The organism is Saccharothrix obliqua (assembly GCF_019375475.1).
In the GTDB taxonomy this organism is placed as follows: Bacteria; Actinomycetota; Actinomycetes; order Mycobacteriales; family Pseudonocardiaceae; genus Actinosynnema; species Actinosynnema obliqua.
This window is the reverse complement of the sequence record NZ_JAHXGQ010000022.1, coordinates 1-16500: the sequence shown is the minus strand read 5'-3', so window position 1 is coordinate 16500 and position 16500 is coordinate 1. Positions and strand designations below refer to the sequence as shown.

Here is a 16500-nt window from a genome sequence, read left to right as displayed (position 1 = left end):
GGTCGTCTCCCGAGTCCAGGGGAGTGCTACAGGGGGCCTGACGTGCAGAGGGCGGCTCACCGGCACTCGGCGAGCCGCCCTCCGGGAGGTCGTGCTGGGGGAATCAGCTGGCGGGGGTGCGGTCGACGCCCGCGGCCACGTCCGAGGCCGCCTTGCGCAGCGCGCCGACCTGGTACTGCGAGCCCTCGCGGCCCCGCTGGGCCTCCAGGAACCACGGCGCGGCGCCCAGCTCGCGGCCCAGGCGGATGGCCGCGCTCCTGCGCCGCATCTCGTCTTCCTCGGCCGTGGCCCGCCCGATGAGCACGGTCAGCTCGCCGGTGCCGACCATGTCCTCGTCGGCGCGGCCCTCCAGGGCGGCCAGGATCGACGCCATCGGCTCGGCGGTCGCCTCGCCCGGCCGGGGCTGGGGCAGCACCTCGCCGGTCAGGTACGCCTTGATGCGGCCCATCAACGCCTCGCGGGTCCAGCCCACGGTGCCGTCCTGGGTGGTGGTCTCCAGCTTCCACGGGTTGCCCGCCAGCTCGGCGGCGAGCTCACGGCCAGCAGCCGCCCAGTCGCCGTCCTGGTCCACCCGGTCGATGACGAAGGCCAGCCGGTCGGCCGGGATGAACGCGGGGGCGTTCTCGGCGCGGATGACCTCGAACACCTTGGTCATGGTCTCGCCCAGCGAGCCCCACTTGCGGAACTGCTCGATCGCGTTGTCCATCTTCTGGTCGGCCGTGCTGCGCATCTTCCGGATCTCCTCGTTCGTCGGTGCTGCGGTGGTGCCGGTGCTTTCGTCATCGGCGTTCTCGACGGCCTGCTGTACGTCGTGGCCGTCCTGGTCCTGCTCGCCCGCGGCGGGCGCGAGCGCGGTCTGCATGAGCGCGGTGAACGTCTCGTCGACGCCACCGGCGTTGATGAACCCCAGCGAAGGCCAGTCGAAGCCCTGGGCCTTCATCACCTCGAACAGCTCGGGCAGGTCCTTGGGGTTCCAGCGGTCGGCGTAGGCCTGGCCCAGCTCGGCTTGCAACCAGGCGGGCAGCCGGGGCTGGTTGGCGGTGTTGCGGGCGGCGATGGGGGCGATCTGGTCGACGCCGTCGAGCATGTAGGCCTTGGCCGGGATGACGCGCGGTTCGTCCGTGCTGGGCTGCACGAGAATGGTGTGGTTGCGCAGCTTGGTGGTGTCCACGCTCATCCCGACCAGGGTTGCCTGGCCGTCGTGGGCGCTGAAGGTCTTGGCCGCGATGCGCTGGGTGATGTTGCGCTTGGCGAAACTGCCGTGCGCGCCGAGTGCGTCCATCAGGCCGTACTGGGTGATCAGGTACAGGCTCACGCCTGCCGAGCGGGCGGCGCGAGTGATGGCGTTGACAAGCTGGGAGCCGTTCATCTCCTTGCCGTCGAACGTCTTGATCGTCACCGTGCTGTTGTCGATCAGCAGGTCCGAGGCCTCTTCGAGGAAGACGGTGATCGCCGGGTCCTCGGCGGTCGGCTGGTGCTTCGACTGCGGGCCCAAGCGCTTGTTGCGCAGCTTGATGACCTTGTAGGCGTCGGCGAGCAACAGCAGGACCCGCTTGGGGGCCTCGCCCGCCACCCGGTCGATCACCGGGCGGTTGGTCATCCCGCTGAACCACGGGTAGAGCCATGGGTAGATCAGCGGGATCAGCTTGTCGCTGGCGGCGACCCAGGCCAGGTTGTCCAGGCAGTGGGTGGTGTCGGCCAGCACGTTGTTGGTGAACACGCTCTTGCCGCCGCCGGTGCTGCCCACCATCACCGTGTGTACCCCGAACATCCCGATCTCGACGTCGGTGCCGTCCTGGTAGATGGCGGGCCGGATCGGGTTGCGGATGGTGCCCACCGGACGGTCCAGCGGATAGGGGATCGAGGTGGCGAAGTAGTTGGTGGTGGCCACGTGCAGCAGGAACTCCGAGGCGCTGTCGGTCTCCTCGGGCCGGATCTGCTCCGCCGACAGCCGCAGGCCCAGCCGATGGGAGGCGGTGTTGGCGATCTTCTCGCGGGCCTCCTTGAGGTCGCTGAACCTGATGCCCTCGGTGGGGTGGTTGCCCAGCCGTAGCGTGTATCCGGCCTTGGTGGTGACCTTTTCGCGCACCGTGAGCCCCGGCAGCTTGGCGTCGGCGAGGATCTGCTCCCACTCGTTGAAGGCGCGCTGCTGCTCGACCTGCTCGACCACGGCGGCAACCTCGGCCTGGCGCTCGACGCGGAGCTGCTCGACCTCGGCCTTGCGCACCGGCGCCTGGGTCTTGATCAGCGCGTACGCGCCGCCGAACAGGATCGCGCCGAGCACCAGGGCGCCCAGGGCGAGCAGGTTGGTCGGCCGCACGTTCGCGGCGAACACCAGCCAGGCGGTCGCGGCCACGCCGGCGGTGACGGTGAGGATCAGGGCGTTGCGCCGCTGCGCCTGGCCGTAGAGCCGGACCGGGTAGCCGCGGCGGGCGGCGACCACGCCCAGCGCGGTGCCCACCGCGCCGACCACGGCCAGCGTCCAGGTGGGCAGCCCGGCCCAGATCGGCACGGCGGCCAGCACGTACAGCCACACGGCGGCCTGGACCGGGTGGAACCAGCGCTGGTCGGGGTTGAACGCCCTCAGCAGCGCCCAGATCGTCGGCCGGTCCGCGTGGGGCACGGCGGGGGCGTCGGGACGGTGAGAACGCCGCGCCCGCCGCGCCGCGACCGGGCGAACAGGCTCGGCGGACTCCGTCTCGGCGACGGGCCGGGTGGTGGTCGGCGTGCTCATGGTCCTGCTCTCCTCACGGTGGGTCTCGAGGTGCCGGTGCGCCCGTCCGGCCTGATCAGGGGCCGGACGGGCACCACCGCAGCTACGGGCGGTTCTTGCTGATGTCCCACTTGTCCTCGCCGGGCTTGGGCTCGTTGATCCGGCGCAGCTCCTCGGCGTGGGCGCGGCGGAACGTGGTGCCCACCTCCCGGATGCGCTCGGCCTGGCGGGCCTGCGTGGCGGCGAAGTCGTGCAGCGCCTCGGCGAACTCGCCCGCGACGAGGATCTGCTCCTGGATCTTGTGGGCGTGCCCGTTCCACATCGCGGCCTGCGTCTCGGCCGCGCCGGGCGCGTTGTCGACCCAGTCGATCAGCGCGCGGGCGTTCTCGATGTCGAGGTTGCTGGTCGCGGTGGCCAGCGCCTCGTTGTGGCTGTCGAAGGGGTTCGGCATGGTGATTCCTTCCCAACTCGTGCTTGCTGCTGCCTCCGGCTCCCTGGCGGAGCCGAAGTTGTCGGTGCTCGTCGCGTCGACCGGCACCCGACGCCATCCGGCGTCCTTGTTGCCCCGGACACGGGTCTTCTCCCAGCCGCGCGGGTCGCGGTCGCAGACCAGCACCTTGTCCTTGCGGGGGCGGCGCTTGAGCAGACCCGGACCGCGCTTGCCGCCACGGCCGCCGCCGGACCCGCCGCCAGTCCCGCCGGTCGACCCGCCCTTGGGCTTGCGCCGACCGAACAGGCCGCCGCCCTTCTTCCCACCGGTCGGCCCGGTGCCGCCGGGACGTCGGCCGGTTCCGGCCGGACGACCGGTGCCACGGCGACGCCCCGCAGGGCCAGCGCCCGTGCCGCGGCCCTTGCCGAGCAGCCCGCGGCCCGCCGGCCTGGTCGACGACCTGCCGTTCGGCCTGGTTCCCCGGCCGAGCACACCGCGCTTCGGCCCGGCGCCCTGGCGGCCGCCGAGCAGACCCCGGCGACCAGCCGCGTTGGCCTCGGCACCACGCCGAGGAGCGCCACCGGCGATCCGCCGGTTCGCGCCCAGCAGGCCCCGGCCGCCCTTACGCTCACCGCCCGCGCCGCCGCGCCGACCGGCCCGGCCGCCTGCCGCCGACCGGGACGGCGTCCCGGTCGGACGACGCAGGCCCAGCCGCTCGGCGGTGCGCGGCGCGAACCGCCGCACCGCCGCCGCGCCGACTGCGGTGCCGGCGGCGACCGCACCGGCCACGACCAGCCCGGTGGGCCCGAACTGCAGGCCCACCGTGGTCGCGGTCGCCGCGGTGCCCGACCCGGCGGCCAGCAGCGACGCCCGTGACGCCACCAGCCCGCCGCTCGAGTTCTCCTCCGCAGGCCCGGCCTGGGGCCGCTCGTCCACCTGGGTCACCGGTCACCACCTCCTTCCAGCGGGTTCACTCGTTGATCGGGCTGCTACTGCCAGCGCGGCTGACCCTGGGGCGGGTAACCGCCCTGCCCGTTGCGGTGCACGACCTGTACCGCGCCGTGCGGCTGGTACTGCTGGACCAGCGTCTTCTCGTGGTGCAGCACGCGGGCGTAGGCGCCGAGGACGGTGTCCATCGCCAGCCGGGCCTGCGTGAGCGCCTCCTCGACGTCCTCGCGGGTGTCGCCGGTGATCGGGGACGCGCCGTCGACGATCTGCGGCAGCAGGTCGTCCAGGTCGGACAGCATCCGGTCGATCCGCGCGCCCTCCGGGGCCCAGAAGTTGACGGCCTCCTCGGCCGTGGTCAGCTTGCTCACAGTTCGTTCCTCCTGTGTTTGTGCTGATCAGAGAAGTTCAGTGCGGCCGGTGAGGCAGCGGTGGACCCGCTGGGCGAGGCGGGTGCCCGGCCCGGTCTTCTTGGCGTTGCCCCACGCTTCGAGACGGCCGCCGTCAGCGACCCAGGCCCGCAGCTCGCGCTCGACCTGGACGCGGGTCGGGTTGACCGGCAGCCGCTTGGCGACCATCCAGCCGCGCACCAGCTCCAGGGCCTCGACCAGCTCGGGATCGGCCACCGGGCCGCCGTGGTCCAGGTCGGCGAACCCTGCCCAGATCCGGGGCAGCGTGTTGACGATCAGCACGGCGAGGATCGGCCAGACGCCGTGCGCGACCAGGGCGACGGGGTCGAACGGTTCCAGCTCCACGCCGATCAACGGCAGGTAGTTCCAGGTATTGAGGGTGAAGGTGGTGGCCAGCAGCGCCTTCTCTGCGCGCCGGATCCACGGGTCTTCCACGACCTCGCCGCGCGTGGCCATGAACGCCTGGTAGGCGAACAGGCTCAGCAGCAGGATCGCGATGGCCGGCTCGACCGTCCACGCGAACAACCACCGGCCGCTGCCCGGCTCGGCGTCGCCGGCGACCGTGTCCTGCACGTTCGCCGTGGACACCGACAGCGCCAGCACCAGGCCGAACCCGGCGGTCAGGGTGATGTTGCGCCGCCACCGCGCCGCCGTGAGCGCCTGCCGCGCGGGGTGACGCTGCTGCTTGTGCAGCCGCTCCGCGTCGGCGGACTTCATCCGCTCCCGTATCGCCCGCGGCGACTCCGCCTCGACCCACACCGAGTCGCCTTGCATCATGCGCAGGTCATGCCGTTCGGCCTGCTCCGCCCGAAGCCGGCGCACCCGTCGGGTCGGCTTGGTCGCGCCGGGCTCGGCGGCTCGGGGCGTGCGCCGGAACCAGCGTCGCCCGGACCGCTCGACCCGATCGGTCGGCACTGCGTCCGGTGCCGTGTCGGCCGCCACCGGGGTCGGGGCGGTGTTCTCCCTGAGCAGCGCCTCGTCATGGCTGCCCTGCTGCTGCGGCAACCCCGTCACGGCGGGCGCAGTCGCCGGAAGAACGCCGTTAATGGTGCCGTTGCTCATGTCGGCTCGTTCTCCTCGGCGTCGGCCTGCCCGATGTACGGGGAGCCGGAACCGCACTCCTGGCGGCATCGCTGGGCGATCTGGGCCCCGAGGTCGCGCAGCGACTCCATCGATGCCACGGACGCCCGGCTGCGCAGCCGGGCGTCGCTGGCAGCCGCCAGCAACTCCATCTCCTGCATGTGGGAGCACCCGGTCGTGGTCATGTCCGTTCCCTCCCGGATGCCTCGCCCTGGGTGTCCTGATCAGCGCGATGCGTGGACTTGGTCGACGGCTGTCCGCACAGCCCCAGCACGGCCCCGGCGAACGACGCGCCCGCCACGGCCAGCAGCACCGGCGACGGGGTGCCGTAGCCCAGCCCCAACACCGCCAGAACGCCTCCCATCAGCAGCAGCCCCAGCACGATCAGCGCGATCCGGCGGGCCTGCTGACGCTCCGAGGGCACAGGGAACTCCTGTGCCGCACGGCTGCGCGAGTGCCGCGGGCTCATGCGGACACCGCCTGAGCAGCGGTTTTGCTGGGAGTGGATCCCTGTAGGAACTCGGTCACCGTTCGGTTGATCAGTCGTCGTGCCAGTCGAACGGCCAGCCTGTCGCGGCGGCCACCGGCGGCGGCGATCCCGGCCTCCAGCAACAGCAGCGACTCCAAGCGCCGGTCCAGCGCCGCGTCGAGCTGCCCGCTGTGCACCGAGCCCATCTGCTGCAAGCGAAGGTGCAACGTGAGGGCTTCGAGGTCCTCGAACGTCGGTTCGACCCACGGCAAGGACTCCGCGGGCGAGTCCATCGGGTGTGGCTTTGTGCTGATCACACGACGTGCACGTCGTACTCCTTGACCTGCGATAATTCGTTCCACGGCCGATCTCTCTCCAAGGTGGCGGTCGTACTGAGGCCCCATCGGTTGCCCCCGATGGGGCCTCTTGCGTTGTGATGTATCCCGTGTAGCTTGTGCATACACAACAACAGCAAGCGGCCAGGTTGTCAAGCGCGAAGGGAGGTGCTTGTGTATGCACAAGGCTCGAAGAGGTGATCACGAGGGGAACCAGGTGGCTCGGCACGCATACGAGGTGGTCATGGAGACGCTGCGCGAGCGCATCGCGAACGGCGTCTACCCGCCGGGAACCGCCCTACCCCCCCAAGTCGATCTCGCCGACGAGTTCCAGGTCAGTCAGATCACGATTCGTCGCGCTATCAGCGAGCTGACTACGCAGGGCCTGCTCTACACCGGCTATCTCGACGGCAAGCGTGGCACCATCGTGCGCTCCACCAGCCGGTTCACTCACTACGCCACCGACGCGCTAAGGCCCGATCGCCCGATTCAAGGCCGCGACACCTTCGAAGAATCCGCGATCCGCAACGGGCGCACGCCGAGCAAGCGGTTCCACATGAAGATCGAAATCGCGCCACCGGACGTCGCCGACCGCCTAGGCGTCGCGCACGACGAACTCGTGGTCCATCGCACCCTGCACCAGCTCGTCGACGGTGAGCCCTTCAGCCGTGAGACCAGCTACTTCTCCCTCGACTTGGCCAAGGAAACCGGCATCGACTCCCCCCACGACATCGCCGAAGGCACCATGCGGCGCCTGCGTGACCGGGGTGTCATCGAGGTCTCCATCAGCGACGAGATCGCTTATGAGAGCGCCGGCCCCGAGGACGCGGCTGACCTGTCGGTCACCGTCGGCTCGCCTCTGCTCGTGCAAACCCGCACCGCGGCGACGACTGAGCGCGTGACGCGCGTCGTGCGCGTCGTGCGCCTCGGTGAGCGCGTTCGAATCGTGTGGGAGCAGGGCGACGAAGCCGGTCTCGTCGTCATCCGGAACACTCAAGCGCAGAACACGAAGGGCGAGGTCAAGTGAGCTTCGACATTCGGCCCGCCATCCCGGCAGACCTGGACGCCATCGTGTCCATGCGCCAGGAACGCATCACCTGGCTTGCCGGTCGAGGATCCGACCAGTGGCAGGTCGGACTGACCGTCGAAGGCTTCGCTGACCGCGTGCGCGCGAGCATCGCCGCTGGCCAGACCTACGTGGCTGTCGACGAGCAGGGTGAGCTCTCGGGAACCATCGCCGTCGACACCTGGACTAACCCCGGCCTGTGGAACGAACAGGAACTCGCCGAGTCGGTCATCGTGCACCGCATGATCACCTGGCCGCGAGCGACGGGTACCGGTGTTGGAGCCCTCCTGCTCGAACACGCCAACAAGATCGCATTGCGCGAGGGACGTGCCTGGATTCGACTGGACGCCTGGACCAGCAACACCGACCTGCACACCTACTACGAGCGCGCCGGGTTCCAGCACGTGCGTACGGTCGAAGGTCACAGGAGCAAGTCGACCGCCCTGTTCGAGCGGCAAGCCAGAGTCACCCTCCCCTCAACCCCGAACCATCCGGTTGACCTTGGCTTGGCCTTCTTCGGCGTAGGAACTCACCAGCGCACCTACGAGATCGAGGATCTTGCCGTCGACTACGCACCGGGCCAAGGAGTAGGAAGCACTCTCCAAGTTGTCCCTGGCCTTCCGTGGCGGCTTTGGGCAGACGGCGACTCCTGGTTCGCTGCGGCCGCGGGCACAGGCCTGTCGAAGACGGCCCACGTGCTCGGCGGCGGTCCGTTGAGCTGGTTGAACCCGGCCTGCGTCTACAGCGTCACGGCGGACATGCCGGACCACAGCGTCGTGATCACCCTGGACTCCCCCAACGCCTAGCTGACGTCGTTCCGATAGCAATTACCTGTGTTATAGAACGCCGTCAATTCGGTGTTCTACATATGACAACAGGCGGTCCTGTTTCACTAGACGAAAGCTGCCTGAGCTGCGTAGATGGCCTGCTCGGTTACGCAATGTATAGGGGATCGAAAGAACCGGCGTGTCGCTGGCTACCTGCCACAGGGACGGTGTTAGATGTTCGGCATGAGCACGAAGCGGCCGCTCGGTCGGCCCAGCAAGGGCGACCGGGCCTCCGCCCGCACGAGGCTTCCCCAGCCGGTGCGGGCGGACGTCGACGTGCTCGTGTCTGCTCACCCTGGCCTACTCGGCGAGGTCGTCGCCGCGTTGGCTGTGGCAGGACTCCGGCACGTCAACGAGGCTGTGTTCGCGTCTTTCCCCTCGCAGAACACGGTGACCACCTGGACGCGGCTTCCCCGGCCGGTCCGGAACGTGGTGGACGAGTTGGTGGCCAGCACTCGGCATTCGATCGGCGAGGTGATCGCCGCCTTGGTCGCGGTCGGCCTGCGTCACGTCGACGAAGCGCCGCTGCCCCCACAAGTTCGGCAGGGGGCTCTCATGACCTAGCAACGAGAAAGGCGACCCCGTCCCCACGGAGTCGCCTTGAAGCCCGCACCGGCTAGTTGGACTTCCCCATCCAACTCTGCCGATGAGGAGAGGACAGGTCCCCACCTGCATCTCTCCTGTATGTCCCGGTGATCAAGCCGGGTTGTTTGCCCCTCGCCAGGAGCACTCACGAGAACGGAGGTCCCGTTTCGTATGCCCAGGATAAGCCCTGGGCCAGTCCCGCACCAGCAGGCATCACCCGGTGTGTCGTTCGACGGCCCATGCGTGACGTGTCACGTGCAGCCCGGTCGCAAGCGTGCGACCAGGCTTTTTGCTGTGGTCTGCGGTCCGTGCTGGGCCGCTCACGGTGGCAAGCCGTCGGCCGAGGAGATCGGGCCGGTGCCGCGCGATACCGCGCCCTTGCGGTATCCGTCGGGCCAGAAGCACTGGCGGCAGTCGCTGAAGCGGGCCGAGTGGGTGCAGGACATCCGCGTCGACGGCCGCGACAACCTCCTGGACATCGCCCGCGTCCTGGCCCTGCACGCCGATTGGGACACCCTGGAGACCTGGCCGGGCTGGGACACGCTGATGGTCAAGACGGGCTTGTCGGAGACCACCATCCAGCGCTGGTTGCAGGAGCTGCGGGTGCGCGGGTGGCTGGAGGTCATCGAGACCGGCTCGACGCCGATGACCAGGCCGATGGTGCTGACGCTGCCCAACGGCCACGCCCTGTCCCGCGACGAGGGCAACCGGCGGGCCGTCTACGCCCTGCGCATCCCGCTCTCGCCCGACGAGGCGCTGCGCTGGGCTGCGGAGTCCATCGCCGCGCAGGCCGCCCAGGAGGCCGCGGAGCAGGCCGAGAAGAACGCCGCCGAGCTGCGCGCCCGCGTCGTGGCCAAGGTGCGCGGGCTGTTCCTCAAAGCCGGCTCGACCGAGTTCGACTGCGAACGCGACGCCCTGACGGAAAAGGCGCGACAGCTCATCACCGCCCACGAGTTGACCCCGGTCGAGCTGACCGACGTCGACGTCGCCCGGCAGCAGCGGTGGGAGCAGGAGATGCGAACCCGGCAGGCCCGTGAGGCCGAGATCCTCTACGACCGCATCATGAACGACCCCGGCTTCCGGGAGACGCATGAACGTCGGGTGCGCGTTGACAGGGAGGCGGCCGCTGACCTGCACGAACACGCTTCATATGGGGACAAAAAGGGGTGGCCTACTAGTCTTTTTTCCGTAGGAAAAAAGACTTGGGTAGGTGGTTACGCGCGCGAGGCTCGCGTTGTGGATGACTGTGGCGCACCCGTCACCGACCACTGGGGGGGAAACGACCAAACGAGCGCCCTTCGGGCGCCTGGCTTTGACGAAGAAGCGTCTCGGGTTTGGGCGACCAAGGTCCCGACCAGCGGGTTCGAGATGCTTGTTGCGGCCGCCTGGCTTCGCTGGAGGCTGCCGATCTTCGGCCGGTTGACCCGGAAAGCCGTGCGGGCCGCGATCAGGCCGTTCTGGACCGCTGGGTGGTCCAACCTCGACGTGGTGCACGCGATGGACCACCGCCCGGCCGCGTTCGGCCTGGCCGGCGGCACGCCGATCGGGCGCGGCGACGCCGACGCCACCGACTCCCAGTCCGCCTGGTGGTTCATCAAGGCCCGGCTCGGCATCTGGCGCGCCGACGGCCGCCCCCGGCCCGGCTTCTACCAGGGCCGACAACGCAACCGCGCCGTGCGCCAGGCCGTCGCCGAGCACCACGGCCGCGCGGCCGCCAAGCTGCTCAACGACCACGACGCCGAACTCACCGTCGCCCACATCGTCGCCCACGGCCGCCGTGTCGCCCGCGAACTCGGTTCCCCCGCGGTACCGCACCCGAGGCGACCGCGCCTCACCACCACAGCCACCGCACCCGACGCAGAAGTTCGCGCAGCGGCGGCCAAGCAGCTCGAACGGGCACTGGCAGCCAAGCGTGCCCGCGACGCCAAACGCGTCCACGACGAGCTGCAGAGGAAGTTCGGCCAGCAGCTCGACGCCGCCCGATCCGAACTGGCCGCACGCACCGCACCGGTGCCGGTACCCCTCACCCCTGCACCGAACGGCGACGGACTCAGCACCTACGACCGTGCCTTGCACGTCACCGGCGTGTACCGCCGCACGACCGGCAGCAAGAACCCGACAGCCGGCAAGCGACGCAGGTCGAAATAGCCGACCGGACAGACCCGCCCGATTCCGGCTTCCCTCTCCGAGCCGGACTACAGTGGCCCCCAACCACAACCCTGTGATCAGGGCCGACGCAACCGGAATGACGGAGGTCCGATGGAGGAGGCGCTACCCCCCGAGCGCTCCGTCGCGGCGAAGATCATCACCGCCGAGCTCCTCAAACTCCTCGAGCCCTACCCCGCATTCCGCGGCCGCCTCCAACCCTGGATGTACAAGATCCGCGAGTGGCCGGGCAAAGTCGTCCCGGAAAGCCCTGAGCAGGTCCAGGCCGCCGTGCTCACCCTGATCAGCCGCACCCTGTGGCCCCACAGCGAACTCCGCACACTGATCGCCGTACTGACCCCGCTCTACCAGCACGGTTGGTGCAACGACGCGATCGTGCGGGCCATGGACCTCAACCCCGACGGCAGCAAGGCGCTGCCATGGCACGCAGGAACCGGCGACGGCAAACACCGCGGCGAGCTGGAGAGCTTCATCGACAAGCGGCTACGGGTCTGGCGTCGGGCCGACCCGGACAGCCTGGCCAGCAACAAACGACACGTCCCCCCCAGCCCCGTCCTCAGCGGCAAACCCTTCCACGAGTGGGCGGGCGCCATGCACCGTGTCTACGGCGACGGCCAACGCGACACCCCGACGAATCCCATGACCCCCGAGCAGATCACAGCCGCCTACGACCGCAACCACCGCCGCTACGGCACACCCGTCGCCCGTGCCCGTGCCCGCGAAGCCCGCATCAACGAGGTCTCCAACCAGCTCTCCGGACTCGGCGGCACCATCGCCGACGACCCCACCCGCGATGAACACCAGTACCTGGACTCGTTCGACAGCCTCAGGCTCCTGGCCGATCCCGCCGTTCACCGCGCGCTCTGCGAGTTCGCCGCCGCCGAACCACGGAGTCACCATCACCTCACGGCGCTACGCGGAGCCGTCCGCAACGCCCGCCTCTACCGGACGGCCCGCGGCCGACTTTCGGTCGGCGCCGCCGCCGAACTCGCCGCCGCCGTCACCCGGGCCGACGGCACCCCCGTCCCGCAGCAGACCCTGCGTTACCTCCTCGACAACGCCCGCTGACCGAACCGGATTCAGGTCCTAGTCATCCAGATCCGACCCCACGGCCGGCAGCGCACCCAGCGGACCCGCTGACCATCGCCGCGCCACCACGTCCGAGTTCTCCGGACCCAAGGGAGCCGTGTAGTCCGCTGGCAACGCCCGCGGACGTACCCCCCGACGACGCGGATCGTCGATCATCCGCAGCACCCGCACATCGCTGCGCTCCGCCGTCTGCCTCGTGCCGTCCTTCAGCACCAGCACGACGATCTCCCGCGCCTCGCAGTCGGAGTTGCCGCAGTACACCTCCACACGCCCCGTGTCCCCCGGCTGATCGGACATCGACACGATCGCGCTGATCTCCCCGCAGAAGTAGCACAACACCGGCGAACCATCACCCAGCCGGCGAACCCACGGCTGCGTACCCGCGTCCCAGACGCCTCTCTCCCACACCACGGCCGCGACCCTAGCCCCCCGCAAGCCTGCTTAGCAGGCTCCCGCCACCGGCGAACCATTGTCCTCTACAGCCCTCTACAGCCTCCGCGTGGAGATAGTCGTAGGTTGAGCCACCGTGGCCTACTTCGACCTCTCACAAGGCTTCTCAGGCGAAAAAATCGACTTATGATCATAATTGAATGGTTCTGTTTCGTTTCGACGTATCAAAGTTATGAAAAACATATCACTGAAACTAATCGGCGAGTTTGATCGGTGGTCGCCCGCACGGGCTGCTGGGCCTGTCCCAAGGTCGCCGTAGTATTGGCTGAATTTGGGCCGGATATACCCCTGACCTGCGGGGATGAGGCGCTACCTGGTGGCGGGAGAGGGCACGACTCGACGCACTCCGGCCGGCGTCGGCCCGCCTCCCATCTGGCCACGTGCAGCGCTGATCGTGGGTTGAGGTTCGTCCTCTGGGTACGTCGGCTCTCGGAGCACCGGGCCCGGCCCGCACCGGCTGGCCACCACCGACCCGGCCGGCCTCTGCCCGGAGGCCGGGCACGCCTGGGCTACGACCGCGCCCGCATCCTGCTCGGCCACTACGCCGACGGACTCCAACTCCACCAGCTCCGACGCCACACCTCGGCGAGGCGAACACCGCCGCGAACGTCATCATGGCCAAGACCGGCCACAAGTCCCTGCGCAGCATCCAGCGCTACGTCAAACCCGGCCTCGCCGCCGTCCACCAGGCACCGAAGCCCTGTCCTCACCCCGGCGCGGCTGACGACGGCACGGCGCAACCCACCGCGCACAAGTCGGTGACCAGCACCAACCCCGGCTAGACGTTGTTTTCTGCACGCCTGCTACCGGAAGGCCTCCACAGGCTAGGCCGGATGTGCCACCATTTCGCCGTGCGCAGTCAACTGATGACGGTGGGTAGCCGCAGCCTCCGTTGTCGGACCATCGAGCCGTATCGGGGCCGCCGATCATGAGCGACGAGAACAGCAGCGATACGCCACCGGCGTCGCCCGGACCCAGACACGAGGCGTCGGGGCGGAAGCCCCTCCACGATGAGGGTGGATTCTTCGGCAAGGAACTGGTGCCCAGAGGTGAAGGGCCCTCGGGCATCGTGCAGGCCCGCAGAGACGGCGGGTCGACCGCAGTGAAACAGTGGAAGGCGGGCGGAGACCGTCCCGACCAGACTCCGTCCCGGTCGGTTGGAGTCCCGCCTAGGGTGGTGGCCGTGCTCCTGGTCGTGGCCGTCGCCGTGACGGCGTCGGTCGTCTGGTGGTTCACCCGGCAACCGACGAAGGATCTCGCCGAGACACGTCCTTCCGGCGACCGGTCGGCGACCACGAGCCCGTCCTCGACACCTTCCTCCGGACCCACGAACGCATCACCCTCCGGCTCCGGATCGCCGTCACTCACCAGTTCCGCGGCTGTCGGATCCTTGCCCACCAGCGCGCCGAAGGCCCAGCCCGTTGCGGCGATGACCTTCGATTTGACGGTTCCTACGCCGGGTTGTGGGGCGAGCGCGGGGGTCGACGTGCACCTCGATGATCTCCCGCGCAGCGTTCCCGGCGAGAAGGAGAGTCCCCAGGCAGATCTGGAGTACGACGACTGCGGAGGAAACATCTACCCCGGTTCGGCAGGCTCGGTCGGCCTCTTCACGGCCGGTACCACTCCCACAAAACAGGAGTGCGAGGCGGCGGCGCTGCGCAATTCGATCGGTAGCGAGCGGTCCATCCACACGATGAAGGTGGGTGACGTCCTCTGCGTGGTGACCGACGAGAAGCGCGTCGCCGCAGCCGTCATCGCGGCACTGGGCGCACCGTGGGGACCTCCAGAGGACAAACCCCAGCCGACGATCAGCTTGCAAGTGACCAGATGGGAGGCGGGCTGACACTGGAGTGCCGGCGCGTCGGTGGGCGAACGCAGCATTCCGCCTAGCGCTGGCCTTCGTTCCGATGTTCCCGAACCCCGGACTCGCCCTCGGCGACCACCGGCCGCACGTCAAGGGCAAGATCCGCGAGTACCTGCCACTGTAGGGGCCCTCGCAGGACGTGCTGCCCTAGCGAAGGCAGGGTGCGTATCGGCTACAAAAACGCCCGTTTTTGTAGCCGATACGCACCTGGACGCGCAGCAGCCCCACGCCCGAGGACGGCCGGGATTGGGGGCCGCTGCCAGTGTTGTGCCTGATCAGAGGATCGGATGGAGCCGTACAGGTCAGTCCGTGGGCTGGTGCTCGCCAGCCGTGACGGGCGACCTGCGGTCGCGTTCGGCTTGCACGGCGTCCAGCTCGCGTTGCACGGCGTCCAGCTCACGGTGGGCCGTGGCGGCCGCGTCGGCGGCCTCGGCGAGCTTGGCCTGCAACTCCGTCTTCTCGGCGCGGTCGCGTTCGGCCGCTTCCTCGAGGGTCTGGGTCCGGCCGCGGGCGGCACCGAGCTGGTCGCGCAGCTCGTCGACGTGCGCCTGCAACGTGGCGTTGCCCTGTTGTACCTGATCACGTGCTTCTTCGACCGCCTTGATCCGGGCGCGGAGGGTGGTCAGCTCCTCGCGGTGCCGCTCGGCCTGCTCCTCCAGCTCGGCCACGCGGGCCTGCGTCCGGCCGGCCTGGTCGCTGGCGGTGTCGCGGTCGCGCTCGGCGGTCTCGGCGCGGGCGGTCTCGGCGCCGAGCTTCTCTCGCAGCCCGTCCAGCTCCTGGCGCAGCGTGGTCATGGCCGCGTCGTGCTCCTGGGCGGCGCGCGTGGCGCCCTCCTCGGCGGCCCGGCGCTGCTGGTCGAGCTGTTCCTCCAGGCGGGCGACGTCGGCGAGCCACCGCTCCTGCAACTCGTCGAACGCGGTCTTCTGTGCCTTGGCCTCGGCTTCCAGCCGTGCGTTATTCCTGGTCAGCTTCTTGTTGGCGTCGGTGAGCTCGTTGGCGCGCGTGGCCAGCTCGTCGAAGCGCTCGATGTAGGCGCGCAGGTTCGCCTTGGCCTCGTCCCGCTGCCCCTCGGCGGCACCCTTGGCGGTCTCGGCCTCGATGACCTTGCGCCAGGCCGCCGTCGTCGACTCCTCCAACTCCCGCTCGGCGTCGCGGACCCGGCGCTCGGCCACGGCCAGTGCCTCGCGGTCGGCCTTGGCCTGGCGCAGCGCGTCGGCGCGCCGATCCTCCGCGGCCTTCTGCGCGGCCTCGGCGGCCTGAGCCCGGCCGATGGCCTCGCTCATCGCCTCCTCGGCGTCGCGGACCCGCGCCAGCGCGGCGGTGTCGACGTCGGCGGCACTGATCAGCACTCGGTCGATGCGGTCGCGCAGCTCGGCCAGGGCCGGAGCGCTGGCCAGACGCTCCGTGGCGGCCTGGTACGCGGCCAGCGGCACGTCCAGGCCGGCGGCCCGCTCGGCCCGCTGCTCGGCCTGCCCCATCTGCTTGCAGGTCTTGCCGTCCTCCCACCGGCGGTCCTCGCAGTATTCCGGTTTGCGGCCGGGGCGCGTCACGACCGGCAGCGGCCGCCGACACCGGCTGTACCGGCAGTGACGCACAGTCTGATCCTGTCCAGTGCTTCCTGCGGTCTCTGGGGCCTCAATTGGGTCCGTCATGACGGCCAGTCTAGCGACTGTTTCGTTTCGACGTAACACGTATCGTTTCGTCATTTTGAGTGAATGCAACTCGGACCGGCGAGCGGTGTGCGGTGGCCGCCGCCATGCACCCCGTTCGGGACGCCCTCCTCGCCGGGCGACCGGAGGCACGGGAGCCCCCTCATGCTGCTGCCCCGCCGTGGCGGAGACGCGGTTGCCGGGTGGGTTCCTCCGGCAGCTCCCTTCCCGCGGTGGCGCCCCCGGCTCGCAGCGTTCGCGGCGGTCGCAGTCCTATCGGGGCTGCGACGCCTGCGAACGAGGTGGTTGAACTACGGCTGATTCCAGTGTTCAACCTGATCAGGTGCCTGACCTCTCGCAGGGCTGCTAATGCTGCGAGGTCTGCTAACGCTGCGAACACAGCACACGGCATATGGGGAAGT

Annotated in this window: 16 protein-coding genes; 7 read left to right on the top strand and 9 right to left on the bottom strand. The window is 69.5% G+C overall.

What is annotated here, in order from left to right; genetic code table 11:
• Nucleotides 1–103 precede the first annotated feature (103 nt).
• The 7 genes from KZQ38_RS35195 to KZQ38_RS35165 all read right to left on the bottom strand — a co-directional run bounded on the left by KZQ38_RS35195 (nucleotide 104) and on the right by KZQ38_RS35165 (nucleotide 6340).
• Entirely contained in the window at nucleotides 104–2734 is a 2631-nt protein-coding gene (locus KZQ38_RS35195) for a hypothetical protein (RefSeq protein ID WP_219448363.1), read from the bottom strand.
• A gap of 82 nt (nucleotides 2735–2816) precedes the next feature.
• Entirely contained in the window at nucleotides 2817–4088 is a 1272-nt protein-coding gene (locus tag KZQ38_RS35190; RefSeq protein WP_219448362.1) for a hypothetical protein, read from the bottom strand.
• A gap of 44 nt (nucleotides 4089–4132) precedes the next feature.
• Nucleotides 4133–4459 (bottom strand): hypothetical protein, encoded by a 327-nt coding sequence (locus KZQ38_RS35185; protein ID WP_219448361.1) that lies wholly within the window; start codon nucleotides 4457–4459, stop codon nucleotides 4133–4135.
• A gap of 27 nt (nucleotides 4460–4486) precedes the next feature.
• A complete protein-coding gene (locus KZQ38_RS35180; RefSeq protein ID WP_219448360.1) occupies nucleotides 4487–5560 on the bottom strand; it encodes a hypothetical protein in 1074 nt (357 codons plus the stop codon).
• Entirely contained in the window at nucleotides 5557–5763 is a 207-nt protein-coding gene (locus KZQ38_RS35175) for a hypothetical protein (protein ID WP_219448359.1), read from the bottom strand. Before KZQ38_RS35175 ends, KZQ38_RS35180 begins: the two co-directional genes overlap by 4 nt.
• The gene (locus tag KZQ38_RS35170) at nucleotides 5760–6002 is read right to left on the bottom strand and encodes a hypothetical protein (RefSeq protein ID WP_219448358.1); all 243 of its coding nucleotides are present in this window, start codon (nucleotides 6000–6002) and stop codon (nucleotides 5760–5762) included. The genes KZQ38_RS35175 and KZQ38_RS35170 overlap by 4 nt, the downstream gene beginning before the upstream one ends.
• Before the next feature lie 41 nt (nucleotides 6003–6043).
• Nucleotides 6044–6340: a hypothetical protein gene (locus KZQ38_RS35165; protein WP_219448357.1), complete on the bottom strand. Its 297-nt coding sequence runs from the start codon at nucleotides 6338–6340 to the stop codon at nucleotides 6044–6046.
• A gap of 286 nt (nucleotides 6341–6626) precedes the next feature.
• On the opposite strand from KZQ38_RS35165, the gene KZQ38_RS35160 reads away from it, so the two are divergent.
• The 5 genes from KZQ38_RS35160 (at nucleotide 6627) to KZQ38_RS35140 (ending at nucleotide 12094) form a co-directional block, all read left to right on the top strand.
• Nucleotides 6627–7409 (top strand): GntR family transcriptional regulator, encoded by a 783-nt coding sequence (locus KZQ38_RS35160; RefSeq protein WP_219448356.1) that lies wholly within the window; start codon nucleotides 6627–6629, stop codon nucleotides 7407–7409.
• Nucleotides 7406–8254, top strand: a complete 849-nt coding sequence (locus tag KZQ38_RS35155) for a GNAT family N-acetyltransferase (protein ID WP_219448355.1) — start codon at nucleotides 7406–7408, stop codon at nucleotides 8252–8254. Before KZQ38_RS35160 ends, KZQ38_RS35155 begins: the two co-directional genes overlap by 4 nt.
• A gap of 195 nt (nucleotides 8255–8449) precedes the next feature.
• A complete protein-coding gene (locus tag KZQ38_RS35150) occupies nucleotides 8450–8839 on the top strand; it encodes a hypothetical protein (RefSeq protein ID WP_219448354.1) in 390 nt (129 codons plus the stop codon).
• A 378-nt stretch (nucleotides 8840–9217) separates the two neighbouring features.
• Nucleotides 9218–11008 (top strand): helix-turn-helix domain-containing protein, encoded by a 1791-nt coding sequence (locus KZQ38_RS35145; protein WP_219448353.1) that lies wholly within the window; start codon nucleotides 9218–9220, stop codon nucleotides 11006–11008.
• A 111-nt stretch (nucleotides 11009–11119) separates the two neighbouring features.
• The gene (locus KZQ38_RS35140; protein ID WP_219448352.1) at nucleotides 11120–12094 is read left to right on the top strand and encodes a hypothetical protein; all 975 of its coding nucleotides are present in this window, start codon (nucleotides 11120–11122) and stop codon (nucleotides 12092–12094) included.
• A gap of 18 nt (nucleotides 12095–12112) precedes the next feature.
• On the opposite strand, the gene KZQ38_RS35135 is transcribed toward KZQ38_RS35140, so the two are convergent.
• A complete protein-coding gene (locus KZQ38_RS35135) occupies nucleotides 12113–12454 on the bottom strand; it encodes a hypothetical protein (protein ID WP_219448351.1) in 342 nt (113 codons plus the stop codon).
• Nucleotides 12455–13179: 725 nt separating this feature from the next.
• Between KZQ38_RS35135 and KZQ38_RS35130 the strand changes: the two genes are divergently transcribed.
• Both KZQ38_RS35130 and KZQ38_RS35125 read left to right on the top strand, forming a co-directional pair.
• Nucleotides 13180–13347, top strand: a complete 168-nt coding sequence (locus KZQ38_RS35130) for a hypothetical protein (protein WP_219448350.1) — start codon at nucleotides 13180–13182, stop codon at nucleotides 13345–13347.
• Between the two features lie 401 nt (nucleotides 13348–13748).
• Complete coding sequence (locus tag KZQ38_RS35125; protein WP_219448349.1) at nucleotides 13749–14408, top strand: hypothetical protein; 660 nt, start codon at nucleotides 13749–13751, stop codon at nucleotides 14406–14408.
• Nucleotides 14409–14731: 323 nt separating this feature from the next.
• Here the strand turns inward: KZQ38_RS35125 and KZQ38_RS35120 are convergent, their stop codons facing one another.
• Nucleotides 14732–15979, bottom strand: coding sequence for a coiled-coil domain-containing protein (locus KZQ38_RS35120; protein ID WP_219448348.1), 1248 nt, complete (start codon nucleotides 15977–15979; stop codon nucleotides 14732–14734).
• Between the last annotated feature and the right edge of the window lie 521 nt (nucleotides 15980–16500).